The organism is Roseateles depolymerans (genome assembly GCF_003387155.1).
Taxonomy (GTDB): Bacteria; Pseudomonadota; Gammaproteobacteria; order Burkholderiales; family Burkholderiaceae_C; genus Roseateles; species Roseateles depolymerans.
Genome location: NZ_QUMT01000007.1, coordinates 80,636 through 101,363, shown reverse-complemented (window position 1 = coordinate 101,363; position 20,728 = coordinate 80,636). Strand labels below are relative to the sequence as shown.

The 20,728-nt window shown below is 67.9% G+C and carries 17 protein-coding genes; 9 read left to right on the top strand and 8 right to left on the bottom strand.

Features of this window, described 5'->3' with window-relative positions; all coding sequences use genetic code 11:
• Positions 1 to 51 precede the first annotated feature (51 nt).
• On the top strand, positions 52 to 1,086 hold the full coding sequence (locus tag DES44_RS23480) for a LysR family transcriptional regulator (RefSeq protein ID WP_083525931.1): 1,035 nt from the start codon (positions 52 to 54) through the stop codon (positions 1,084 to 1,086).
• A 47-nt stretch (positions 1,087 to 1,133) separates the two neighbouring features.
• Here the strand turns inward: DES44_RS23480 and DES44_RS25780 are convergent, their stop codons facing one another.
• The gene (locus DES44_RS25780) at positions 1,134 to 2,408 is read right to left on the bottom strand and encodes an aminoglycoside phosphotransferase family protein (RefSeq protein WP_058936872.1); all 1,275 of its coding nucleotides are present in this window, start codon (positions 2,406 to 2,408) and stop codon (positions 1,134 to 1,136) included.
• Between the two features lie 286 nt (positions 2,409 to 2,694).
• On the opposite strand from DES44_RS25780, the gene DES44_RS23470 reads away from it, so the two are divergent.
• From DES44_RS23470 to rsmA, 3 genes are read left to right on the top strand one after another with little or no spacing between them, the layout of a single operon-like run.
• Complete coding sequence (locus tag DES44_RS23470; protein ID WP_058936871.1) at positions 2,695 to 5,037, top strand: LPS-assembly protein LptD; 2,343 nt, start codon at positions 2,695 to 2,697, stop codon at positions 5,035 to 5,037.
• A gap of 10 nt (positions 5,038 to 5,047) precedes the next feature.
• A complete protein-coding gene (locus tag DES44_RS23465) occupies positions 5,048 to 6,499 on the top strand; it encodes a peptidylprolyl isomerase (protein ID WP_083525929.1) in 1,452 nt (483 codons plus the stop codon).
• A 14-nt stretch (positions 6,500 to 6,513) separates the two neighbouring features.
• On the top strand, positions 6,514 to 7,281 hold the full coding sequence (rsmA, locus tag DES44_RS23460; RefSeq protein ID WP_058936870.1) for a 16S rRNA (adenine(1518)-N(6)/adenine(1519)-N(6))-dimethyltransferase RsmA: 768 nt from the start codon (positions 6,514 to 6,516) through the stop codon (positions 7,279 to 7,281).
• 130 nt (positions 7,282 to 7,411) lie between these two features.
• On the opposite strand, the gene DES44_RS25850 is transcribed toward rsmA, so the two are convergent.
• The 4 genes from DES44_RS25850 to DES44_RS23445 form a co-directional block, all read right to left on the bottom strand.
• Positions 7,412 to 7,534 (bottom strand): hypothetical protein, encoded by a 123-nt coding sequence (locus DES44_RS25850; protein WP_257720725.1) that lies wholly within the window; start codon positions 7,532 to 7,534, stop codon positions 7,412 to 7,414.
• A 41-nt stretch (positions 7,535 to 7,575) separates the two neighbouring features.
• On the bottom strand, positions 7,576 to 7,971 hold the full coding sequence (locus tag DES44_RS23455) for a barstar family protein (RefSeq protein ID WP_058936869.1): 396 nt from the start codon (positions 7,969 to 7,971) through the stop codon (positions 7,576 to 7,578).
• Positions 7,972 to 8,015: 44 nt separating this feature from the next.
• On the bottom strand, positions 8,016 to 8,402 hold the full coding sequence (locus DES44_RS23450) for a guanyl-specific ribonuclease (RefSeq protein ID WP_058937667.1): 387 nt from the start codon (positions 8,400 to 8,402) through the stop codon (positions 8,016 to 8,018).
• Positions 8,403 to 9,016: 614 nt separating this feature from the next.
• Positions 9,017 to 11,377 carry an NADP-dependent malic enzyme gene (locus DES44_RS23445; protein WP_257720749.1) on the bottom strand — a complete coding sequence of 787 codons (2,361 nt, stop codon included), beginning with the start codon at positions 11,375 to 11,377 and terminating at the stop codon, positions 9,017 to 9,019.
• Positions 11,378 to 11,622: 245 nt separating this feature from the next.
• On the opposite strand from DES44_RS23445, the gene DES44_RS23440 reads away from it, so the two are divergent.
• The 5 genes from DES44_RS23440 (at position 11,623) to DES44_RS23420 (ending at position 16,528) form a co-directional block, all read left to right on the top strand.
• Entirely contained in the window at positions 11,623 to 13,704 is a 2,082-nt protein-coding gene (locus DES44_RS23440; protein ID WP_083525928.1) for a PAS domain-containing sensor histidine kinase, read from the top strand.
• Positions 13,701 to 14,357, top strand: coding sequence for a response regulator transcription factor (locus tag DES44_RS23435; protein WP_058936867.1), 657 nt, complete (start codon positions 13,701 to 13,703; stop codon positions 14,355 to 14,357). The genes DES44_RS23440 and DES44_RS23435 overlap by 4 nt, the downstream gene beginning before the upstream one ends.
• Positions 14,350 to 15,333 carry a thiamine-phosphate kinase gene (gene thiL / locus DES44_RS23430; RefSeq protein ID WP_058937665.1) on the top strand — a complete coding sequence of 328 codons (984 nt, stop codon included), beginning with the start codon at positions 14,350 to 14,352 and terminating at the stop codon, positions 15,331 to 15,333. Before DES44_RS23435 ends, thiL begins: the two co-directional genes overlap by 8 nt.
• 188 nt (positions 15,334 to 15,521) lie before the next feature.
• A complete protein-coding gene (locus DES44_RS23425) occupies positions 15,522 to 16,013 on the top strand; it encodes a phosphatidylglycerophosphatase A family protein (protein WP_058937664.1) in 492 nt (163 codons plus the stop codon).
• 14 nt (positions 16,014 to 16,027) lie between these two features.
• Positions 16,028 to 16,528, top strand: a complete 501-nt coding sequence (locus DES44_RS23420) for a CinA family protein (protein ID WP_058936866.1) — start codon at positions 16,028 to 16,030, stop codon at positions 16,526 to 16,528.
• A gap of 27 nt (positions 16,529 to 16,555) precedes the next feature.
• Here DES44_RS23420 and DES44_RS23415 read toward each other — a convergent pair whose 3' ends face one another.
• From DES44_RS23415 to holA, 3 genes are read right to left on the bottom strand one after another with little or no spacing between them, the layout of a single operon-like run.
• On the bottom strand, positions 16,556 to 18,961 hold the full coding sequence (locus DES44_RS23415; protein ID WP_058936865.1) for a putative bifunctional diguanylate cyclase/phosphodiesterase: 2,406 nt from the start codon (positions 18,959 to 18,961) through the stop codon (positions 16,556 to 16,558).
• Positions 18,961 to 19,593 (bottom strand): methylamine utilization protein, encoded by a 633-nt coding sequence (locus tag DES44_RS23410; RefSeq protein WP_058936864.1) that lies wholly within the window; start codon positions 19,591 to 19,593, stop codon positions 18,961 to 18,963. The genes DES44_RS23415 and DES44_RS23410 overlap by 1 nt, the downstream gene beginning before the upstream one ends.
• A gap of 30 nt (positions 19,594 to 19,623) precedes the next feature.
• Positions 19,624 to 20,727, bottom strand: a complete 1,104-nt coding sequence (gene holA, locus DES44_RS23405) for a DNA polymerase III subunit delta (protein WP_058936863.1) — start codon at positions 20,725 to 20,727, stop codon at positions 19,624 to 19,626.
• Between the last annotated feature and the right edge of the window lies 1 nt (position 20,728).

Genomic DNA, 20,728 nt, shown 5'->3' with positions numbered 1-20,728 from the left:
CGTGGCCGTCCCTGCTGCGGGACGGCGCGGTGCAACGGTGAGAGGAGCGGCATGGACCAGGTCAGAGCCATGCGGGTGTTCACCCGCGTCATCGACGAAGGCAGTCTCGCCGGCGCGGCCCGCGCCCTGGACCTGGCCCCCGCCGTGGTCACGCGGCTGATCGCCGACCTGGAAGAGCATCTGGGCGCCCGGCTGCTCAACCGCACCACCCGCCGCCTGTCGCTCACCGATGTGGGCGAGTCCTATCTGGAGCGCTGCCGGCGCATCCTGATGGACATCGAAGAAGCCGAGGCCCTGGCCTCGGCCGCGGTGACCGAGCCGCGCGGCAACCTGCGGGTGCTGATGCCGCCGGCCATCGCGGTGCATCAGCTGGCGCGGCACATGGCGGGGTTTCATGCGCGGTATCCGCATGTGACGCTGGAGCTGGCGGTGCCCGGGCCGGTGAGCGCGCTGGACGAGAGTTTCGACCTGACGGTGATCAGCACCCGGGCAGAGCTGCAGGGCGATTTCATTGCCCGGCGGCTGGCCCGGACTGAAGTCATTTTGTGCGCGTCCCCGGAATACCTGAACCGGCATGGGCGTCCGCAGCATCCGTCGGAGCTGAAGCAGCATGCGCTGATGCTGCCGCCGGTGCATGAAATGTCCCGCGGGGTGACCTTCGAGCGCTGCGGCGCGGACGGGGAGCCTCAGGAAAGTTACTTCACCATCCCCTCCCGGCCGGTCATGGCCACCGCCTCCACCGACACCAAATATGCCTGCGCCCTGCATGGCCTGGGCGTGGCGGGGCTTCCCTCGTTCGTGGCGGGTGATGCGCTGATGGAGCACGCGCTGGAGCGGGTGCTGCCGCAGTGGCGGCTCTACAGTTTCACCCTCTGGGCCGCCATGCCCAGCCGCAAGTTCATGCCGGCCCGCACGCGGGTGTTCCTGGACTTCCTGCTGGAGGTGTTCGGGGGCAAGGACGAAGACCCGTGGCTCGCAGCCGCGGGGTGCCCGACCTGGCGGCCGGCGGCGACCGGCGCAGCCGAGGCGGCTGGCGCTGTGACCGATGCCGATGCCGCCGTCGAAACGGTGCCCGGCGCGAAGTGATGGCCGCGCAGCGGCGCGCTCAGCGAAGATGCCGCAGCGAAGACGCCTCAGCGAAGGCTGAAACCGGTCTGCAGCAGTTGCGGCTGAAGGTCTTCCATCAGGCGCAGCAGCGGGGACAGCTCGACATACCGCGTCGCCGTCTTGACGACGTAGGCATAAAACCGGGGCAGGTCCTCCGCATAGTGCGGTTTCCCGTCCCGATGCTTGAGGCGGCAGAAGATGCCCAGGATCTTCAGGTGCCGCTGCAGCACCGTCCATTCCAGCGCACGCCAGAACACGCCGAAGTCCTGCGCCATCTCATGCGGGTCCTCGCCGCTGGCGTCCAGCCCGAAAAGACCGGCCCGGCGGGCGCCTTCCCAGTAACGTACGGCCCAGTCGATCTCCTCGGCTTCGTCCCAGGAGAGGAAGGCGTCGCGCAATAGCGAGCCGATGTCGTAGGTGATCGGGCCCAGTACCGCGTCCTGGAAGTCCAGCACGCCGGGATTGGTCGCAAGCGGAAGGGCCTCTGCGCCCGGTGAGGCCGATGCAGCCGATGCGGCTGATGTGGCTGATGCAGCCGATGTGGTCGATGCAGCTGATGTGGTCGATGCAGCCGGTGTGACCGGTGCGGGTGGCGTGGCCTTTGTTGCCTGTGCGGTAGACCCGGTCCCGGCGCCGCCAGCGTTTGTGCACACCATGAGATTGCGGGCCATGTAGTCCCGGTGCATCGGCACCATCGGCTGCGACGCGATGTTGGCGGCCAGCGCGGTAACCGTGCGGTCCCAGTAGTTTTGCTGCTGAGCCGTCCACTGCTTGCCGTGGTGGGCTTGCACGCACCAATCCACGAAGATCTGCAGCTCGCGTCGCACGAAGGCGTCATCGAAGCGGGGCAGGGCGTCGCCGTGGCCGCTGGCCTGCCAGCGCAGCAGGGCGGCGGTGGCGTCCCGCATAAGCGCCTGGGCACTGCCCAGGTCCCCCGACTGCTGGGCCGCCTGCAGCGCTTGCAGATAGCTGGTGCTGCCCAGGTCTTCGAGCAGGGCGAAGCCGTTGACTTCATCGTGGGCGTGCAGGGCCGGCACATGCAGGCCGCAAGCGGCCATCATGCGGCCGACCGACACGAAGGCTGCCACCTGGTTGGGCGTGGCCGGAGCGTCCATGACGATGAGACTGCCCCTGTCCCGGGTCTGGAGGCGCAGGTAGCGCCGGCTGCTGGCATCGCTGCTGGCGGCGGCCAGCGTGTCCGGCAGCAGTCCGTGCGGGCCGACCAGGGGCGCCAGCCAGGACTGGAACAGCAGGGCGCGTTGCGGGTCGGGCCAGGTCACCGGCGTGGCGGAGAGGGTCATGGAATGGGCAGAGGACTAAGAGGGCGGGCCAGAGTGAAGACGGAGAGGACGGGCCAGAGTGAGCGCTGAGCGGACAAGCCAGAGTGAGCACTGAAGGGACGCGCCCGTGTGGGGCGTGAAGGGATGGGCAAGCCACGCATTCGGGCGTCGTCCCGTCGCGGCGGCCCGCCTCGTGGATAATGATTCTACAAACCCTGGGCAGCGCCTCGCGTTCTCGCGCGGCTGCCTTGACCTCCGCAAGACGCCGCCCTGCTTGATGCGCTCATCGGTTTTTCGACTCCGCCCCTTGCCCCTGGCTGCCCTGTTGGCTGTGGCCCTGCCCGCAGCGCCCAGTGCGTTCGCGCAGGAATCCGCCGGCGAACCGCTGGCGCTCAAGCCCGCCAAGCAGCTGAACCAGACACGCCGCAAGGATGTGCGCCCCGCCATGGCCTTGCAGGCCGACCGGATCACGTCTGAACTGGACCAGCTCTCCACCGCTGAAGGCGATGTGCAGTTGCGCTACGGGGGCCTGCTGCTCAAGAGCCGCACCCTGCGCTACGACCACGAGCAGGACCTGGCCACGGCCGAAGGCAATGTCGAGCTGAGCCAGAACGGCGCCGTGCTGCGCGGTCCGTCGCTGAGCCTGTTCGTGGACCGCTTCGAAGGCCAGCTGGACAGTCCCAACTATTTCTTCTCCACCACCGGCGGCAGCGGCAACGCCAAGGTGCTGCGTTTCCTTGGCGAACAGCGCATGCGGGCCGAGGAGGCCACCTACAGCACCTGCCCGGTGTCCGAGGACGGCGAGAAAAAGCGGGACTGGGTGCTGATCACCAAGAGCCTGGAGCTGGACTTCGAAGCCGGCGAGGGCGTGGCCAAAGGCGCGACGGTGCAGTTCCTGGGCGTGCCCATCCTGGCAGCACCGTCGCTGAGTTTCCCGCTGGGCGATCAGCCCAAGTCCGGTCTGCTGCCGCCCAACGTCAACATCGACAACCGCAGCGGTTTCGAATTCGGCCAGCCCTACTACTGGAGCATCGCGCCCAACCGCGACGCCACCTTCACGCCCTACGTGATGACCAAGCGCGGCGCGGGCGTGGACAGCGAATTCCGCTACCTGGAGCCGCAACACCGCGGCGCCGTGAATTTCGCGTGGCTGCCCAATGACCGGGTGGCCGGACGCTCGCGCTGGGACCTGCGCCTGCTCAACCAGGGCGACTTCACCGACACCTGGCGCTACGACATCAATGCCGAGCGGGTGTCCGACGACGACTACTGGAAAGACTTCCGCCGCCGCATGAGCACGCAGACCCCCCGTCTGCTGCAACAGGACTTCCGCACCCAGAAGGACTACAACTTCAACTGGGGGGATCTGCAGACCTACGCCCGTGTGCAGCACTGGCAGGCCCTGCAGGTGCCGGAAGTCGCGGACCAGTTCACCACGCCCTACCAGCGCTCGCCCCAGATCGGCATGCGGCTGCAGACCGGCGCGGACGATTCCGTGCTGGCGGGCTACCTGCCCACCGGTCGGCGTGCGCGCCTGGAAGGCGGCGTGGAGGTGGAATACAACCGCTTCGACCTGCCCACCGGCTCGCTCAGCAGCCAGACCCAGACGGGCGAGCGGATGCACATGCTGGGCCATGTGAGCCTGCCCTTCAGCGGAGCCGCCTGGTGGCTGATCCCGAAGGTGTCGCTCAATTCCGCCAGCTATCACACCGACCAGCCGCTGCTCAACGGCCAGCGCTCGATCAGCCGCACCATCCCGACCTTCAGCGTGGACCACGGCTGGATCCTGGAGCGCGACACCACGCTGTTCGGACAGAACGCCCGCCAGACGCTGGAGCCCCGGCTGCTCTACGTCAACACCCCTTACCGGGACCAGACCGACGTGCCGAATTTCGATTCGGCGCCGCGCGACTACAACTTCGACTCCGTCTTCGCCGAGAACCAGTTCTCCGGCGTAGACCGCGTCAGCGATGCCCACATGGTGGCCTTCGGCGCAACCACGCGCTGGATCGAGGACGAGCGCGGCGAGGAACAGCTGCGTCTGGGCATGGTGCAGCGCTACCTGCTGCGCGACCAGAAGATCACCCCCGACGGCACGCCGCAGACCCACCGCCTCTCCGACGTGGTGCTGCTGGGCTCCGCCCACCTGAACCAGGCCTGGTGGACGGACAGCACGCTGCAGCTCAACTCGTCCGATGGCAAGGTGGAGCGGACCGTGCTGCGCCTGCGCTATTCCCCCGGCCCCTTCCGCACGCTCAGCGCGTCCTACCGCCTGGCGCGCGGACAGAGCGAGCAGCTGGAGCTGGCCTGGCAGTGGCCGCTGTTTGGCCCGGACCGCAAGGCCGTCCAGGGCGGACCGGGTTGCAAGGGCGCCTGGTATGGCGCCGGTCGTCTGCAGTATTCGATGCGGGACAAGCGCTTCACCGACTCGGTGGTGGGCGCCGAATACGATTCCGGCTGCTGGATCCTGCGCATGGGGGTGGAGCGCGAGGCCACCGGCCGTGCCGAAACCAATACCCGCCTGATCCTGCAGCTGGAGCTGGTGGGCCTGTCCCCGCTGGGCTCCAATGCGCTGAAGGTGTTGAGAGACAATATCCCCGGTTACCGTTCGCTGAGCTCGGAACGCTCGGCCTTTGGCACTTATGACTGAACTGCGTTCGATGCGAAAACTCCAGCCTTTGGCCGCTGCCACTCTCCTTACCCTGGCGGCCACCGCCGGATCCGCCTGGGCGCAAGGGGGCGAATCCGCCGCGGCCAAGGCGGCCTCGCGCGGCGCATCGGCCCCGGCGGCTGCGGCACCCGCAGCGACCCCTGCGTCGGACGCCGCAGGCGCTGAAGCCGGTCGTGCCGCTGCAGCGCGTGCGCCGGTGGAGCAGCGCACGCTCAAGCCCGGCGACTACATCGCCGCCGTGGTGAACTCCGACATCGTGGCGGCCTCGGAAGTCGTCCAGCGCCAGGAGCGCATGAAGGAAGAAGCGCGCCGCCGCAATGAAAATCCCACCAACGAGCTGATCCACAAGCAGGCGCTGGACAGCCTGATCGACGAGCGGGTGGTCACCACCTATGCGCGCGAGAACGGCCCGCGGGTGGATGAGCCCGAACTGGACCGGGTGGTGGCCAACGTGGCCACGCAGAACAAGCTGACGATGGACGAGCTGCGCAAGCGGCTGGCCGCCGAAGGCATCGACTTCAAGCGCTTCCGCGAGAACCTGCGCGACCAGATGCTGAGCGAGCGGGTGCGCGAGCGTGAAGTGCAGGGGCGCATCCGGGTGACCGACGGCGAGATCGACAAGTATCTCGATGAACGCCAGGCCGCCCTGCAGGACCGCGCCCAGCTCAACATCGCCCAGGTGCTGGTGCCGGTGCCCGAAGGCGCGCCCGCCGCGGTGGTGGAGGAGCGCCGCGCCAAGGCCGAGGCTGCCCTGCAGCGCATCAAGAATGGGGAATCCTTTGCCAAGGTCGCCCAGGAGATGTCCGAGGACGCCAACAAGAGCAAGGGGGGCGAGATCGGCCTGCGCTCTGCGGACAAGCTGCCCGACGTGTTCGTCGATGCGGTGCGGGACCTGAAGTCCGGCGAATTGCGCCCCACGCTGCTGCGTTCGGCGGCCGGCTTCCATGTGCTGAAGCTGGTCGAGCGCCAGGCGAGCAAGGCGTCCATCAACACCATCGTGCAGACGCATGCCCGTCACATCCTGCTGCGTCCGTCCGAGCAACTGAGTCCGGAACAGGCGACGCGTCGCCTGGCCGAATTCAAGCGGGCGATCGAATCGGGCCGGGCCACCTTCGAACAGCTGGCGCGTGCCAACTCGGAAGACGGCAGTGCCCAGGAGGGCGGCGATCTGGGCTGGGTCGGCCCGGGCAGCTTCGTGCCGGAATTTGAAGAAGCGATGGACCAGCTGCCGCTGAACGGCATCTCCAATCCGGTGGCTTCGCGCTTCGGTATCCACCTGATCCAGGTGCTGGAGCGCCGCGACGTGGTGCTGGACAACAAGCAGTTGCGCGACCAAGCCCGCATGGCCCTGCGTGAGCGCAAGTATGAAGAGGCCTATTCGGACTGGATGAAGGAACTGCGCGCCCGCGCCTTCATCGAGACGCGTGAGTGGCTGGACTGATCGGCTGACACCTCATGGCACATATCGCGCGCAAGCGCTTCGGCCAGCACTTCCTGACCGACAAGGCCGTCATTGACGCCATCATCGACGCCATCGCGCCTGGGGACGACCAGTCGATGGTGGAGATCGGCCCCGGGCTGGGCGCCATGACCTTGCCGCTGCTGCAGCGCCTGCCGGCCAGCAGCCAGCCGCTGACGGTGGTGGAGCTGGACCGCGATCTGGCGGCACGGCTGCGCAAGCGGGGCGACCTGACCGTCATCGAATCCGACGTGCTCAAGGTGGACTTCGGGGCGCTGGCGCAGGAGCGGGGTCGCAAGATCCGGGTGGTGGGCAATCTGCCCTACAACATTTCCTCGCCCATCCTCTTTCATCTGCTGCAGTACGTCGAGCAGGTGGTGGACCAGACCTTCATGTTGCAGAAGGAAGTCGTGGACCGCATGGCGGCGGGACCGGGCGGCAAGGAATATGGGCGTTTGAGCGTCATGCTGCAGTGGCGGTATGACGTCGAGGCCCTGTTCGATGTGCCGCCGGAAGCCTTTGACCCGCCGCCGCGGGTGGATTCGGCCATCGTGCGCATGACCCCCTGGGCCACGCCGGCGGTGCTGGACGAGGCGCTGTTCAGCGAGATGGTGGCCTCGGCGTTTTCCCAGCGGCGCAAGCTGCTGCGTCACAGCCTGGGCCGGTGGCTGGAAGCGCGGGGGTATGGCGGCGACTTCGATCTGCATCGGCGTGCGGAAGAGGTGCCGGTGGCGGAATTCGTGGCGCTGGCGCAATCGCTCTGAACCCTCGGAACGTTCTGAACGTTCCAAGGTCCGGGGGCTCAGATGCAAAAAAGGCCTTCCGTTGCCGGAAGGCCTTTTTGTTCCCTGGTGCGTCGATCTTGCGGAAAGACGGCTCAGACGGCGACGAGCTTCACGCGGCGTTGAGCCACATGGACGTGTCGAAAGCGCTGCACATCATCGGCATGTTCATGCCGAAGTTGGGGTTTGGATTGGTCTTGGTGCTCTTGAGCACCGGCTTCTCTGCGGGGGCCACCTCAGTCGCCCGCTCCCATGACCCGATTTCTTGGGAGCGGGCTACTGAAAAGAATAAAAACACCTGAAGGGTATTTTTCTTTCTCCCCAGAAGTCGGCCGCTTCGCGGAAGACATCGAGCAGTTGTTCGCGTGCTTCGCGGTCGAAGCGGGCGTGGTCGGGCAGTTGGTCCAGGACCACGACGAAGCCGGGCTGGCTGCCGGACTTGTGGACCAGGTCGGTCATGCAGTCGTAGAGCGCATCGAGGTTTTTGCCGAAATGCGCCGGGAACAGGAAGGCGCTGGCGATCATTTCCAGCACGTCCTGCTTGGTGTCCGCTGCCGCCAGGTTGGCGTACAGGAAATGCTGGCCGGCATCTTGGGCAGCCTGCATCAAGTCCTCTACCCGGTAGGCTCTGATCGCCTGCACGATGTTGGGACGGACTGTCTGCAATTGCATGGTCGCGTTCCTCCTAGATGGTCACAGATTGCGGTTCCGCCGGGTCACGGCGTGATCTTTGAGAAGCTCACGTAGTGGTCGTCGGTGTAATAACAAGCATCAGGTTTCGTGGGTGGGGTTCCGCCGCACACCAGACGCCGGGCGCCGCGATTGCGGGCCTTGGGGGTCTTGACGGTGTATTCGCGGTAGTAGCCACGAGCCTTGGCGGGCAATTGCCGTTCGCGGTTCCCGAACACGGTGCCGTCCTTCTCGAAGGGGAAGGGGCCGCCTGACAGCACGAGCTGGTAGGTGGTTTGGGCTTCGGCGGGAAGTGCCTGCAAGGCGACCGTGTCACCCCACCGTTCGCGGGTGGTGCTGTTGTCGCGGCTCTCTCGGGCGAGGGCGGCACTGGCGCCCAGAAGGGCGCTGGTCAGCGTGGCGGTGGTGGCCAGTGCTGTCCAGAAAGAGTGCCATCCTCGGCGAAGCGGAACCGCTCCGGTGCGCCCTTGATTGTGCGAAAACACGGGTTTACCCTGAATCCTGAAGCGCAAATGGTACAGAAAGGGCCATCAATGCTCAAGCCAGGGTCTGCCGCAATGCCCTAAAAAGCGGCATTGTTGGCACGCGCTCACACTCAAAGAGGAGTTGATCAACTCACAATGTCACGTGTCGTTCTTCGTGTGGTGAGCTTCTACAAACTTTTTCTGTCGGGGCGATTTCCGACAACACCAATACCCCTGCAACGCAGGAACTTTTGACAGAACGCATCCCCGCGCTCCCGCGCGCGATGCTCCGCACGGCGCCGATCCAGGCGCTTTCCCACGCATAAAAAAGAGGCCCCGATCGAAGCCCCTCTTGGCACCTAGTCCCGCCCGACGCCCGAATCTGAAGCCCACCCCTCCACCGAAGCCACCTCTAGGCACGTAGTCGCGCCAGACGCGCGTAGCGCCGTCCAAGCGGGGGTGTAGGTTAGCGAGAGGGCCGGCGCCGGGCCGCCCCAAGCCGGCCCGCAGCCCCCTTGGGGGGCGGTTTTGCGCGCGCTAGGCGCGCAAAACCGGGGGCTCCATCATCGTGCCGCGTTGGCGTCGGCGACCACCATGGCGGTCATGTTGACGATGCGGCGCACCGTTGCGCTGGGCGTCAGCACATGCACCGGCTTGGCCGCACCCAGCAGCACCGGCCCGATGGCAATGCCGCCACCAGCCGCCGTCTTCAGCAGGTTGTAGCTGATGTTGGCCGCATCGATATTGGGCATCACCAGCAGATTGGCTTCCCCGCTCAGCGTGCTGCTGGGCATCAGCTGCTGCCGATAGTTCGGATCCAGCGCCGCATCCCCATGCATCTCGCCGTCCACCTCCAGCCACGGCGCCGTCTCCTGGATCAGCGCCAGCGCCTCGCGCATCTTCACCGCCGACGGGCAATTGCTCGACCCGAAGTTGCTGTGCGAGAGCAGGGCCGCCTTGGGCTTGAGCCCGAAGCGCATCATCTCCTCGGCCGCCATGATGGTGATCTCGGCGATCTGCTCGGCGGTGGGGTCGTAGTTCACATGCGTGTCCACCAGCATCACCTGCCGCCCCGGCAGGATCAGCCCGTTCATGCAGGCGAAGTTCTTCACCCCCGGCCGCTTGCCGATGACCTGGTCGATGTACTGCAGATGCATCGCGGTGTTGCTCCACGTGCCGCAGAGCATGCCGTCCACTTCGCCCTTGTGCAGCAGCATCGAGCCGATCAGCGTCAGGCGGCGGCGCATCTCGATCTTGGCCAGTTGCTGGGTCACGCCCTTGCGCTGGGTCATCTCCAGGTAGGTCTGCCAGTAGTCGCGATAGCGGTGGTCGAACTCGGTGTTCACCACGTCGTAATCGCGGCCTTCCTGCAGCCGCAGGCCAAAGCGCTCGCAGCGCTGGGCGATCACCTGCGGACGACCGATCAGTGTCGGGCGCGCCAGGTTTTCGTCCACCACCACCTGCACCGCACGCAGCACGCGTTCTTCTTCGCCTTCCGCATAGGCCACCCGCTTGTGCTGGGCCTTCTTGGCGATCTGGAAGATCGGCTTCATCGTCGTGCCCGAGGCATAAACGAAGCTCTGCAGCTTCTCCAGGTAGGCATTCATGTCCTGAATCGGACGCTGCGCCACGCCGGAGGCTTCCGCCGCCTTCGCCACGGCCGGCGCGATCTTCATCATCAGGCGCGGGTCGAAGGGCTTGGGGATCAGGTATTCGGGGCCGAAGCTCAGGTTGGCACCGGCGTAGGCCGCGGCCACCACCTCGCTTTGCTCGGCCTGGGCCAGCTCGGCAATGGCATACACGGCGGCGATTTCCATCTCGTCATTGATGGTGGTCGCGCCGCTGTCCAGGGCTCCCCGGAAGATGTAGGGGAAGCACAGGACGTTGTTGACCTGGTTGGGGTAGTCCGTCCGGCCGGTGGCCATGATGGCGTCGTCGCGGACCTGCTTGACTTCCTCGGGCAGGATTTCCGGGGTCGGATTGGCCAGCGCGAAGATGATGGGGTTGGCGGCCATCGTGGCCACCATGTCCGACTTCAGCACGCCGCCGGCGGACAGGCCCAGGAAGATGTCGGCGCCCTGGATGACCTCGCGCAGGCTGCGCGCCTCGGTGGGCTGCGCATATTCCGCCTTGTCCGGGTCCATCAGCTCGGTGCGGCCCTGGTAGACCACGCCCGCCAGGTCGGTCACCCAGATGTTTTCGCGGGGCAGTCCCAGCTTAACCAGCAGGTTCAGACAGGCCAGTGCCGCGGCACCAGCGCCGGACGTCACCAGCTTGACCTGCTTGATGTCCTTGCCCTGAACCTTCAGGCCGTTGATCAGCGCCGCGCCCACCACGATGGCGGTGCCGTGCTGGTCGTCGTGGAAGACGGGGATCTTCATCCGCTCGCGCAGCTTGCGCTCCACGTAGAAGCAGTCAGGGGCCTTGATGTCTTCCAGGTTGATGCCGCCGAAGGTGGGCTCCAGCGCGGCGATCACGTCCACCAGCTTGTCCAGGTCGTGCTTCTCGTCGATCTCGAGGTCGAAGACGTCGATGCCGGCAAACTTCTTGAACAGCACCCCCTTGCCTTCCATCACCGGCTTGGAGGCCAGTGGGCCGATGTCGCCCAGGCCCAGCACCGCGGTGCCGTTGGAGATGACGGCCACCAGATTGCCGCGCGAGGTGTAGCGGAAGGCGTTGGCCGGATCGGCCACGATTTCCTCGCACGCGGCTGCCACGCCCGGGGAATACGCCAGCGCCAGATCCCGCTGATTGATCAGCTGCTTGGTGGCTGCGATGGCCACTTTGCCGGGGGTCGGGAACTCGTGGTATTCGAGGGCTGCCTTGCGCAGTTCAGCGCGTTTTTCTTCGGACGTGGACATGAAGGACTCAGTCGGGTTGGGGCCTTGACGCCGGTCTCGATGTCTCGAAAAGCCCGGCCGCAGCTGATTCAGCAATGGGTTGGGTGAGCGATTGTAGGAGCCCGTCCGCCAACGATCACTACGTACTATGCGTATGCTGCATGCCAGCGAACCCCCATTGGATACGCGATACCGCGCATTCCGGCGCGCGCTGGCGGGCGCATACTGCCTGCCTCCTCGAGGCCGGCGATCGGGCCGCAAGATGCTTCTGCGCCGATCCGGTCGGATCGTGCCACCTTCTGCCGCCTCCTGGGCATTTTTCAGCGCTCATGCCGTCCACCCTGTCCCCGTCCACCCTGTTGCCGCCGGTGCCGCGACCCCGCCGCCGGCGTCGCGCCGCGCTGTGGGGCGCCCTGGTCGCCTTGCTGCTGATCGCACAGTCCTTGCTGCTGGCGTTGACGCTGAGCCACGAGGCGTCGCGGGCGCAGGAGGCGGCGGACCAGGCGGCCACGGAAGTGGCGGCTCATGCCAAGCAGCTGATGAGCCGCGACCTGCAGGGCCTGCAAGGCCTGATGTGGGCGAATGAGGCCGAGTGGCGCGGCAATGCCGCCGGTCTGGTGCGTCAAAGCCGCATCATCCTGCGCATCGAATCACGAGACCAGCAGCGCCGCATCGAACGGGTGGTGGAATCGCCCTTCCTGCCGCCGCTCTTCGCCCGCCTGGGCCGCGAGCAACTGCAACTGGAGACCGAGCTGGCCTGCGCGGGTGCGATGCGCCAGGGCACGCCGCTGTTCTCGCGCTCCTACTTCGTGCCACTGCCGGACGGCGAAGGCCTGGAGGTCACCGACCTGTGCCTGCCCCGTGTGCGGGCGGGCGAGCCGCCGTCCTACGTCGTGGCCACCGTCGGCCTGCGGGCCCTGCTGGAAGAGTCGATCTCGCCGGAGCAGGCCCGCCAGTTCGAGATGTCCTTCGTGGAAGGCGACGGCACGCGTCTGGCCCGCACCGGCCTGATCCGCGGCAGCGGCATCTACCTGGCCGAGCGCCTGCTGGACCTGCAGGGCGTGAGCCTGCAACTGCGAGTGGACAGCGGCACCGGCAAGCCCAAGCTGATCCCCAATCTGGCCACGGCGCTGGTGCTGGGACTGTCCCTGGCGCTGCTGGCCCTGGTGCTGGTGCTGGCCCGCGACGGCCGGCGCCGCGCCCAGGCGGAACATGCGCTGGCGGAAGCGCTGGCTTTCCGTCAGGCGATGGAGAACTCCCTGATCACCGGCCTGCGCGCCCGCGACCTGGACGGCAACATCAGCTATGTGAATCCTGCCTTCTGCGCCATGGTCGGTTATGGCGCGGAGGAACTGGTCGGCACCGGCCGGCCGCCGCAGGCGCCGCCTTACTGGCCACCGGAATTCATCGAGGAATACTGGCGCCGCCACCATGACCGCGAAGCGCGCTGGGAAGCCGGTCTGCCGCCGCGCGAAGGCTTCGAGACCGTCTTTGCGCGCAGCACCGGCGAGCGCTTTCCCGTCATGATCTACGAGGCGCCGCTGCTCAATGCGCAGGGCCAGCAGACCGGCTGGATGAGCGCGGTGCTGGACCTGAGCGCGCAGCGCAAGGTGGAGGAACTCTCCCGCCAGCAGCAGGAGCGGCTGCAGGCCACGGCGCGCCTGGCCACCGTGGGTGAGATGGCCTCGCTGCTGAGTCACGAACTCAACCAGCCGCTCGCGGCCATCGCGAGCTACGCCACCGCCTCGATCAACCTCATGGTCCGCGAAGCCGACGATCCGCAGACGCCCGACATGGTGCGGCAGGCCGTCACCCGCATTGCCGAGCAGGCCGAACGGGCCGGCCGCGTGATCAAGAGCGTGCATGACTTCGTGCGTCGCCGCGAGCAGTCCCGCGAATGGGTCCGGGTGGAGCAGCTGATGGACGCGGTCTTGCCGCTGGTGCGGCTGCAGGCCCGCAAGAGCGGCACCCGCATCGAGCTGGACCTGCCGGAGCGACTGCCCCGGGTGCGCTGCGACCGGACCATGGTGGAGCAGGTGCTGCTCAACCTCACCCGCAACGGCATTCAGGCGATGGACGGCCCAACAGCGCTGGCCGACCGGCTGCTGGTGATCCGGGTGCGTCCGCTGCAGCCGCGCTGGCTGAGCATCGCCGTCATCGACCGCGGCCCCGGCATTCCCCCGGAAGTCGCCCGCCAGCTCTTCACGCCCTTCTTCACCACCCGGACCGAGGGCATGGGCCTGGGCCTGAGCCTGTGCCGCACGGTGGTGGAACAGCACGGCGGCGCCATGGACTTCGACAGTCGCGTCGCGCCCGACTCTCCCACCGGCACCGAGTTCCGCTTCAGCTTGCCGTGCGAGGATACGGCTGGTGGCGAACGGTCCACCCTCACTGGAGAAACCTCCGCATGAAGCCGCAGTCCCTGCCGATGGTCTACCTCGTGGATGACGAGGATGTGGTGCGCGACGCCCTGGCGTGGCTGCTGCGTTCGCGCCGCCTGCTGTCCGAGGGGTTCGGCAGCGCCGAGGCCTTCGAGGCTATGCTGGACCACCTGCCGCGCCAGGGGGCCGACTGGCCCAATGCCCCGAGCTGCCTGCTGCTGGATGTGCGCATGCCCGGCATGAGCGGCCTGGCGCTGTTCGAGCGGCTGGTCGAGCGCGGCCTGCTGCGCACCCTGCCCGTCATCTTCCTCACCGGCCATGGCGACGTGCCCACCGCGGTCGCGGCGGTGAAGCAGGGCGCCTACGACTTCGTCGAAAAACCCTTCTCCGACAACGCCCTGGTGGACCGGGTGGAACAGGCCCTGGCCCGCAGCGCCGAAGCGATCGAGGCCCGCGATGCCCAGGCGGTGCTGGGTCACCGCGTCGCCGAGCTGACCGAGCGGGAGCGGGAGGTGATGCAACTGGTGGTGCAGGGTCTGCCCAACAAGCTGATCGCCGACCAGCTCAACATCAGCGTGCGCACGGTGGAAGTGCACCGCGCCCGGGTGTTCGAGAAGATGGATGTGAAGTCGGCCGTCGAGCTGTCCAACCTGCTGCGCGGCGACAATGCCGCCCATGGGTGAATTCGATCTGATTGCGCGCTACTTCGCGCGCGCCGGCGCTGTGTCCGGTTCTTCCGGCTCCACCGGCTCCACCGTCGCGCTGGGCATCGGCGACGACTGCGCGGTGCTGACGCCCGCGCCAGGCCACCAGTGGCTGGTCTCCACCGACATGCTGGTGGAGGGGCGGCATTTCCTGTCCACCGTGTCGCCGCGCCGGCTCGGCCACAAGGCCCTGGCGGTGAACCTGAGCGACCTGGCCGCCTGCGGCGGCACGCCGCGCGCCTGCTTCCTGTCCCTGGCGCTGCCCCGGGTCGATGAGACCTTCCTGGCGGGATTTTCGGAAGGCCTGTTCTCCCTGGCAGACGCCCACGGCGTGGTGCTGGCCGGCGGCGACACCACCGCCGGGCCGCTCAACATCAACATCACCATCATGGGCGAGGTGCCGCAGGGCCAGGCGCTGCTGCGATCCGGCGCCCGGGTGGATGACGACCTCTGGGTGAGCGGCACGCTCGGCGATGCACGACTGGCCCTGGAGGTGTTCCGCGGGACCGTGTCCCTGCCGGGCGAGGCCTTCGAGGCGGTGCGCCAGGCCATGGAGCTGCCGCAGCCACGTGTGGCGCTGGGCCGGGCCCTGCGAGGGCTGGCCACCAGCGCCATCGACGTGTCGGACGGCCTGGCGGGTGATCTGGGCCACATCCTGCGCCGCTCCGGCGTCGGCGCGCGACTGCACCTGGCGGACCTGCCGCGCTCGGCCATCCTGGGCGCCATGCCGGAAGATCTTCAGCGCCTGTGCCTGCTGACCGGCGGCGATGATTACGAGCTGGTCTTCACCGCTCCTGCCCAGGACCGGTCGCGCGTGATGGAGGCTGCACAGGCGTCCGCCACGCCGGTCTACCGCATCGGGCGTATCGAGTCCCAGCCCGGCCTGCGGGTGGTGGACGGCGAGGGCCGCGAGCTGGACCTGGCGCTCCAAAGCTTTGATCACTTCAAGTCATGACCCCTTCGCCCACCGACGAATCCGACCGCTTGCCGACGGGGCGCATCGCGCCGACGATGCAGACGCCCGCGCAGTCGCCCGCTGAGTCGCCCGCTGAGTCGCCCGCTGAGTCACTCGTTGAACCGCAGCCTCATGAGCCGCCTATCGAGCCACGAGTACAGGCGCCCCGCGTGCCGACCTTTGGCTTCATGCTCCGCCACCCCGCCCGCTGGCTGGCCCTGGGCTTTGGCAGCGGTCTGTCCCCGAAGGCGCCGGGCACGGTGGGCAGCCTGTGGGGCTGGGCGGGTTTCCTGCTGCTCTATCCTGTCCTCACCCCGCTGCAATGGGCCCTCGTGATCGGCGTGGGCCTGCTGGTGGGTTGGTGGGCCTGCACCGTCACCGCCCGCCATCTGGGCGTCAGCGACCCGGGTTCGGTCGTCTGGGACGAGATCCTGGCCATGTGGATCATCCTGTGGCTGCTGATGCCCGCCGGGCTGGCCTGGCAGGCCGCCGCCTTCGGCATCTTCCGCTACTTCGACGCCGTCAAGCCCGGGCCGGTCGGCTGGGCGGACCGGCTGTTCAAGTCCCAACCGGGCACGCCGATCGGGGCGCGTCAGGGTTTCGGCATCCTGTTTGACGATCTGGTCGCCGCTGGATGTACGCTGCTGGTGCTGGCGGTTGCGCGCCAGCTGTTGCATTGAATCCGGAGGTCCCCATGGTGCTGCCTGAAGAATCCGAGCTGATCGAACGCATTGCCCTGGCCTTGATCCAGCGGCGCGAACGCATGGGCACCGCCGAGTCCTGCACCGGCGGCCTGATCGCTGCGGCCTGCACCAGCCTAGCGGGCTCCAGCCAGTGGTTCGAGCGGGGCGTGGTGAGCTACAGCAACCAGGCCAAGACCGAACTGCTGGGCGTGCCCGCCGCCATGATCGACCTGTACGGCGCGGTCAGCGGCGAGGTGGCCGAGCAGATGGCGCGGGGGCTGGTGGCGCATGCGCCGGTGGACTGGTCGCTGGCCGTGACCGGCGTGGCCGGGCCCGGCGGTGGCAGCGAGACCAAGCCGGTGGGCACCGTCTGGCTGGCGCTGCTGCATGGCCGCACGCCGGTGCGGGTGTGGAAGGAGCTGTTCAGTGGCGACCGCCATGCCGTGCGGACCCAGACCGTGCGCGCCGGTCTGCAGGCGCTGTGTGATGCGCTGGAAGATCGCGACAGCTGAGGCGCCTCAGCCCGCCGCCCGCCGGCTTCAAAGCCCGGCCAGCACCGTATTGGCCACCGCGTCCCCGAGGTCCGGCGGCTCCCAGCCGCGCAGCCACTGCGCGAACTGATCGCCCGGCATCGGACGGGCCAGGAAATAGCCCTGCGCCTGGTCGCAGCCCAGCGTCTCCAGCAGCGTCCAGGCCTTGCCCGTCTCCAGGCCCTCGGCCACCACCCGCAGGCCCAGGTTATGGGCCAGCTCGATGGTGGAGCGCACGATCTTGGCATCGTCCAGATCCCGCTCCATGCCCATCACGAAGCTGCGGTCGATCTTGAGCTCGTCCACCGACAGCTGCTTGAGATAGGCCAGCGACGAATACCCGGTGCCGAAGTCGTCGATGGACAGCTTGAAGCCCAGCGCATGCAACTGCTCCAGCGTCTGCAAGGCCCGCTGCGGATCGTCCATGATCGCGCTTTCGGTGATCTCCAGGCACAGCGCCGAAGGCGGGACGCCGCCGGCCAGGTCGGCGATCTTGATCGGCAGGTCCTGGTCCATCAGGTCGCGGGTGGACAGGTTGACGCTGATCGGCACCGCCAGGCCTTGGCGATGCAGATCCAGCCAGGCCTCGGCCGACGCCCGCAGCATCCAGCTGGTGAGCTGGCGGATGAAGCCGGTCTGTTCCGCGAAGGGGATGAAGTCCATTGGGGGCACCAGCCCGCGCACCGGATGCTGCCAGCGCACCAGCGCCTCGGCCCCGCCGATGCGCTGGGTGGCCAGGTCCACCTTCGGCTGCAGGTACAGCCGCAGCTCGTTGTTCTCGATGGCCTGGCGCAGTTCGCTGATCAGCGACAGCGATTCCTGGCTCGCCGCATCCATGCTGGGCGCGTAGATCTGGAAACCGCTCTGGCTGCGCTTGGCGGCATGCATGGCCAGCTCGGCGCGGCCCATCAGCTCGCTCATGTCGCGGCCATGCTGCGGATACAGCGCAATGCCCAGGCCGGCGGACAGGTCCACCGTCTGGTCATCGATCGTCAGGGCCCGCTCGAAGTCCCGCTGGATGCGGTGACACACCGCCTCGGCCCGCGTGGCGCCTGCGCCTTCCACCAGCAACACGAATTCATCGCCGCTCAGCCGCGCGATCAGGCGTGCCTGGTCCTTGAGCAAGCGCTGCAGCCGCTCGGCCACCGCGCGCAGCAGGCGGTCGCCAAAGGCCCGTCCCAGCACGTCGTTGACATGCTTGAAGCGGTCCAGGTTGAGCATGATCAGGGCAAAGCGCACCTCGCTGTCGGCCATGCGCCGGGTCAGCGTCTGGCTGAACTGCTCGCGGTTGGGCAGGTCGGTCAGCGGATCCCAGAAGGCCAGCCGGTTCACCTGTTCTTCCCGCTGGCGGATGCCCAGTCGCATGGCCTCGAAGGCTTCCGCCAGGTCGCCGATCTCATCGCCGGACGGGCGGGCCACCGGTTGTTCGTAGTCGCCCCGGCCCAGCCGCTGCGCCTCGTGCGCCAGCCACTTCACCGGACCGCTGATGCGCCGCGCGGTCAGCACCGCGCCGAGGGCAAAGGCGGCCACTCCCGCCAGGCTCAGCCCCAGCAGCGACCACTGCAATTGCCGGTAGGGCGCACGGGCCTCGTCCACCGAGCGCAGCAGCAGCGACGCCATGATCTGGCTGCCGTCGCCGGCATGCTCCAGGCGCTGCAGGCGGGCCTGGTATTGCTCGTCGCCCAGCGTCAGGTGCAGGGTGAGCGGATCGTCGCCCAGGCCACCGGGCAAGGCGGCCAGCAGGGCCGCATGGCTGGCCGGGTCCATGATGCTGGACAGCACCTGCCACCGCCCCTCCACCCGGGCCAGCAGCACGCCCTGGATGTTGGCGATGCGCTGCAGTTCCTGGAGTTGCTCCTGCCGCAGCTCAAAGCCCATGAACACCCAGCCACCCAGGCCGGCCGCGCGCATGCGGGCCACCACCACCTGGTAGGCCTTGCCCTGGAGCAGCACCAGGTGGCCCTGCTTGGGGCTGTCCGCCTCCCGCGTCATGCCGGGCAGCAGCGGGGCCACCTGGCGAGCCAGCGCCTGGGTGGCAGTGATGAAGCGGTAGCGCTCGTCGGCATAGCCGATGAAGCTGGCCTCGCCGCGCTCGCTCAGGTTGGTGAAGACGTCCTCGAGGGTGCTGGTGAGTTCGTCGCCGGTCACGCCCTCGGCGAGCGCGCGGCGCAGGCCGAAGTCGGCCTGCAGCAGGTTGGCCACCATGCCGCGCTGTTCGGCATCCTGGCGCAGCAACTGGTCGAAGACCCGCTCGCCCGAGGCCAGCTCTTCCCGCACCGAGGCGCGGGCATTGCGGTCAATGCCCTGGTTGAGCAGCAGCAGGCTGATGCATTGGACTGCCAGCAACAAGGCCAGGAACAGCGCAACGATGCGCCCTTCCAACCGCCGAAGGTTGAGGAAGTCCGGCCAGCGCATCAGTCACGCAGCTCCAGCGCCAGGCTGCCTGGAGGGCCAGCCGGCACTGTCAGGGGCTGTCTGCGGGGCGCATCGTTGCCCAGCCGGACATGCCAAAGCGCCACCTGGTGCTGACCGGGCGGCAGCTCCAGCTTGGCGTGTCCTTGGTTGTCGGTGGTGGCGAAAAGGGGCGTGTCCACCACGATGATGCGGGCGGTCATCTTGTCGTGAATGTTGCATCCGAGCTGTGCAACGCCCGGCTTGTCGAAGACTACCGGCTCTGCGGGTGTCCCGGCGTACAGCTTCAGTTCGAATCGCTTGATTGGCGAGAACGAATACACATGGTGCCGGACCGTGTCGAAATTCGGGAAGTTGACCGCCGTGCCGGTCTGCACCACCAGGGTGCCGGGCTGGAACTGCCGGTCCCGCTGGGCCATCTGGGCGACGGTGCCGGGGGCGGCCTGGCTGGGCTGCCCCTTGAGCTCCACGGCGACCACCGCGCCGGCCAGGGGATTTCCGCCGGCATCACGGACCTGCAGGGTCCAGGGGGCGGCCTGGGCGCCCTGGGGCGTCAGCGTGAGTGCGGTGAGCGCAGTGAGCGCGGTGAGCGCGGTGTGGAAGGCCAGCCCAACCGGGGTGCGGCGAAAGACCATGGATGACAGCCTGCGAGAGATCGACAGGCTTCAACCATAGCGGGTTTTGACGGCGGTGGGGGCAGCGTGCGCGGCGGCGCCCGGCGCGGGGGAGGGGCGCAAGGCCTGCTCCAGCATCATGGCCAGGCGGCCCAGGGCCTCCCAGGGGTCGGTCGGCCATTCGGGATGGCGCAGGCCCTTGACGATGCCGTCGCAGATCTGCGCCGCCACCAGCAGGCGGGACAGCGCGGCACCGCCGAGCTGCGGCACCAGGCGCTCGAACAGGCGCTCCTTCGGGCCCCAGACCCGCGCTTCCCGCAGCGCCATGGGCAGCGGCTTGCCGCTGGCCATCGCGTCATGCACCCGCTTGAGCGCGCGAATGTCCTCGGCCATGGTCCAGTGCACCAGCACCGCGGCCTCGCCTTCTGCCTTGAGGCCGTCCAGCATGCGCAGCACCCGGGCGACCCGGCCACTCAGCAGGGCTTCGCTCAGCTTGAAGACATCAAAGCGTGCAACGTCCAGCACCGCCGCCTCGATCTGCTGCAGGCTCAGTTCCCCCTGCGGGTGCAGCAGCGCGAGCTTCTGCAGTTCCTGGTGGGCCGCCAGCAGGTTGCCTTCCACCCGGTCGGCGAAGAATTCCAGGGCCTGCTGTCCCTCCGGACCCGCGGCCACCGGCTGTCCCTGCTGCTGCAGGCGCCGGGCGATCCAGGCGGGCAGTTCGCGCCGCTCCACCGGGTCCACCCGCACCGTCACGCCGGCCGTGTCCAGGGCGGTGAACCAGGCGCTGGAGAGCTGGGTCTTGTCCAGGCGCGGCAGGGTCACCAGGGTCAGCACGTCCGGCGGCAGGCCTTCGCAGTAACGCTGCAGGGCTTCGGAGCCGTCCTTGCCGGGCTTGCCGCCCGGGATGCGGATCTCGATCAGCTGGCGCTCGGCAAACAGGCTCATCGCCTGCGAGGCGGCAATCACCGGCCCCCAGTCGAAATACGCGCCGCTGACGATGAAGACCTGGCGCTCGCCATACCCCTGCCGGCGCGCTTCCGCCCGCAGCAGGTCGGCGGCTTCCTGCGCCAGCAGCGGCTCGTCCCCGTGCACGGTGTAGACCGGCTTGAGGCCCTTGGCCAGATGGCCCGCCAGGGCCTCCGCTTTGATCTGCATG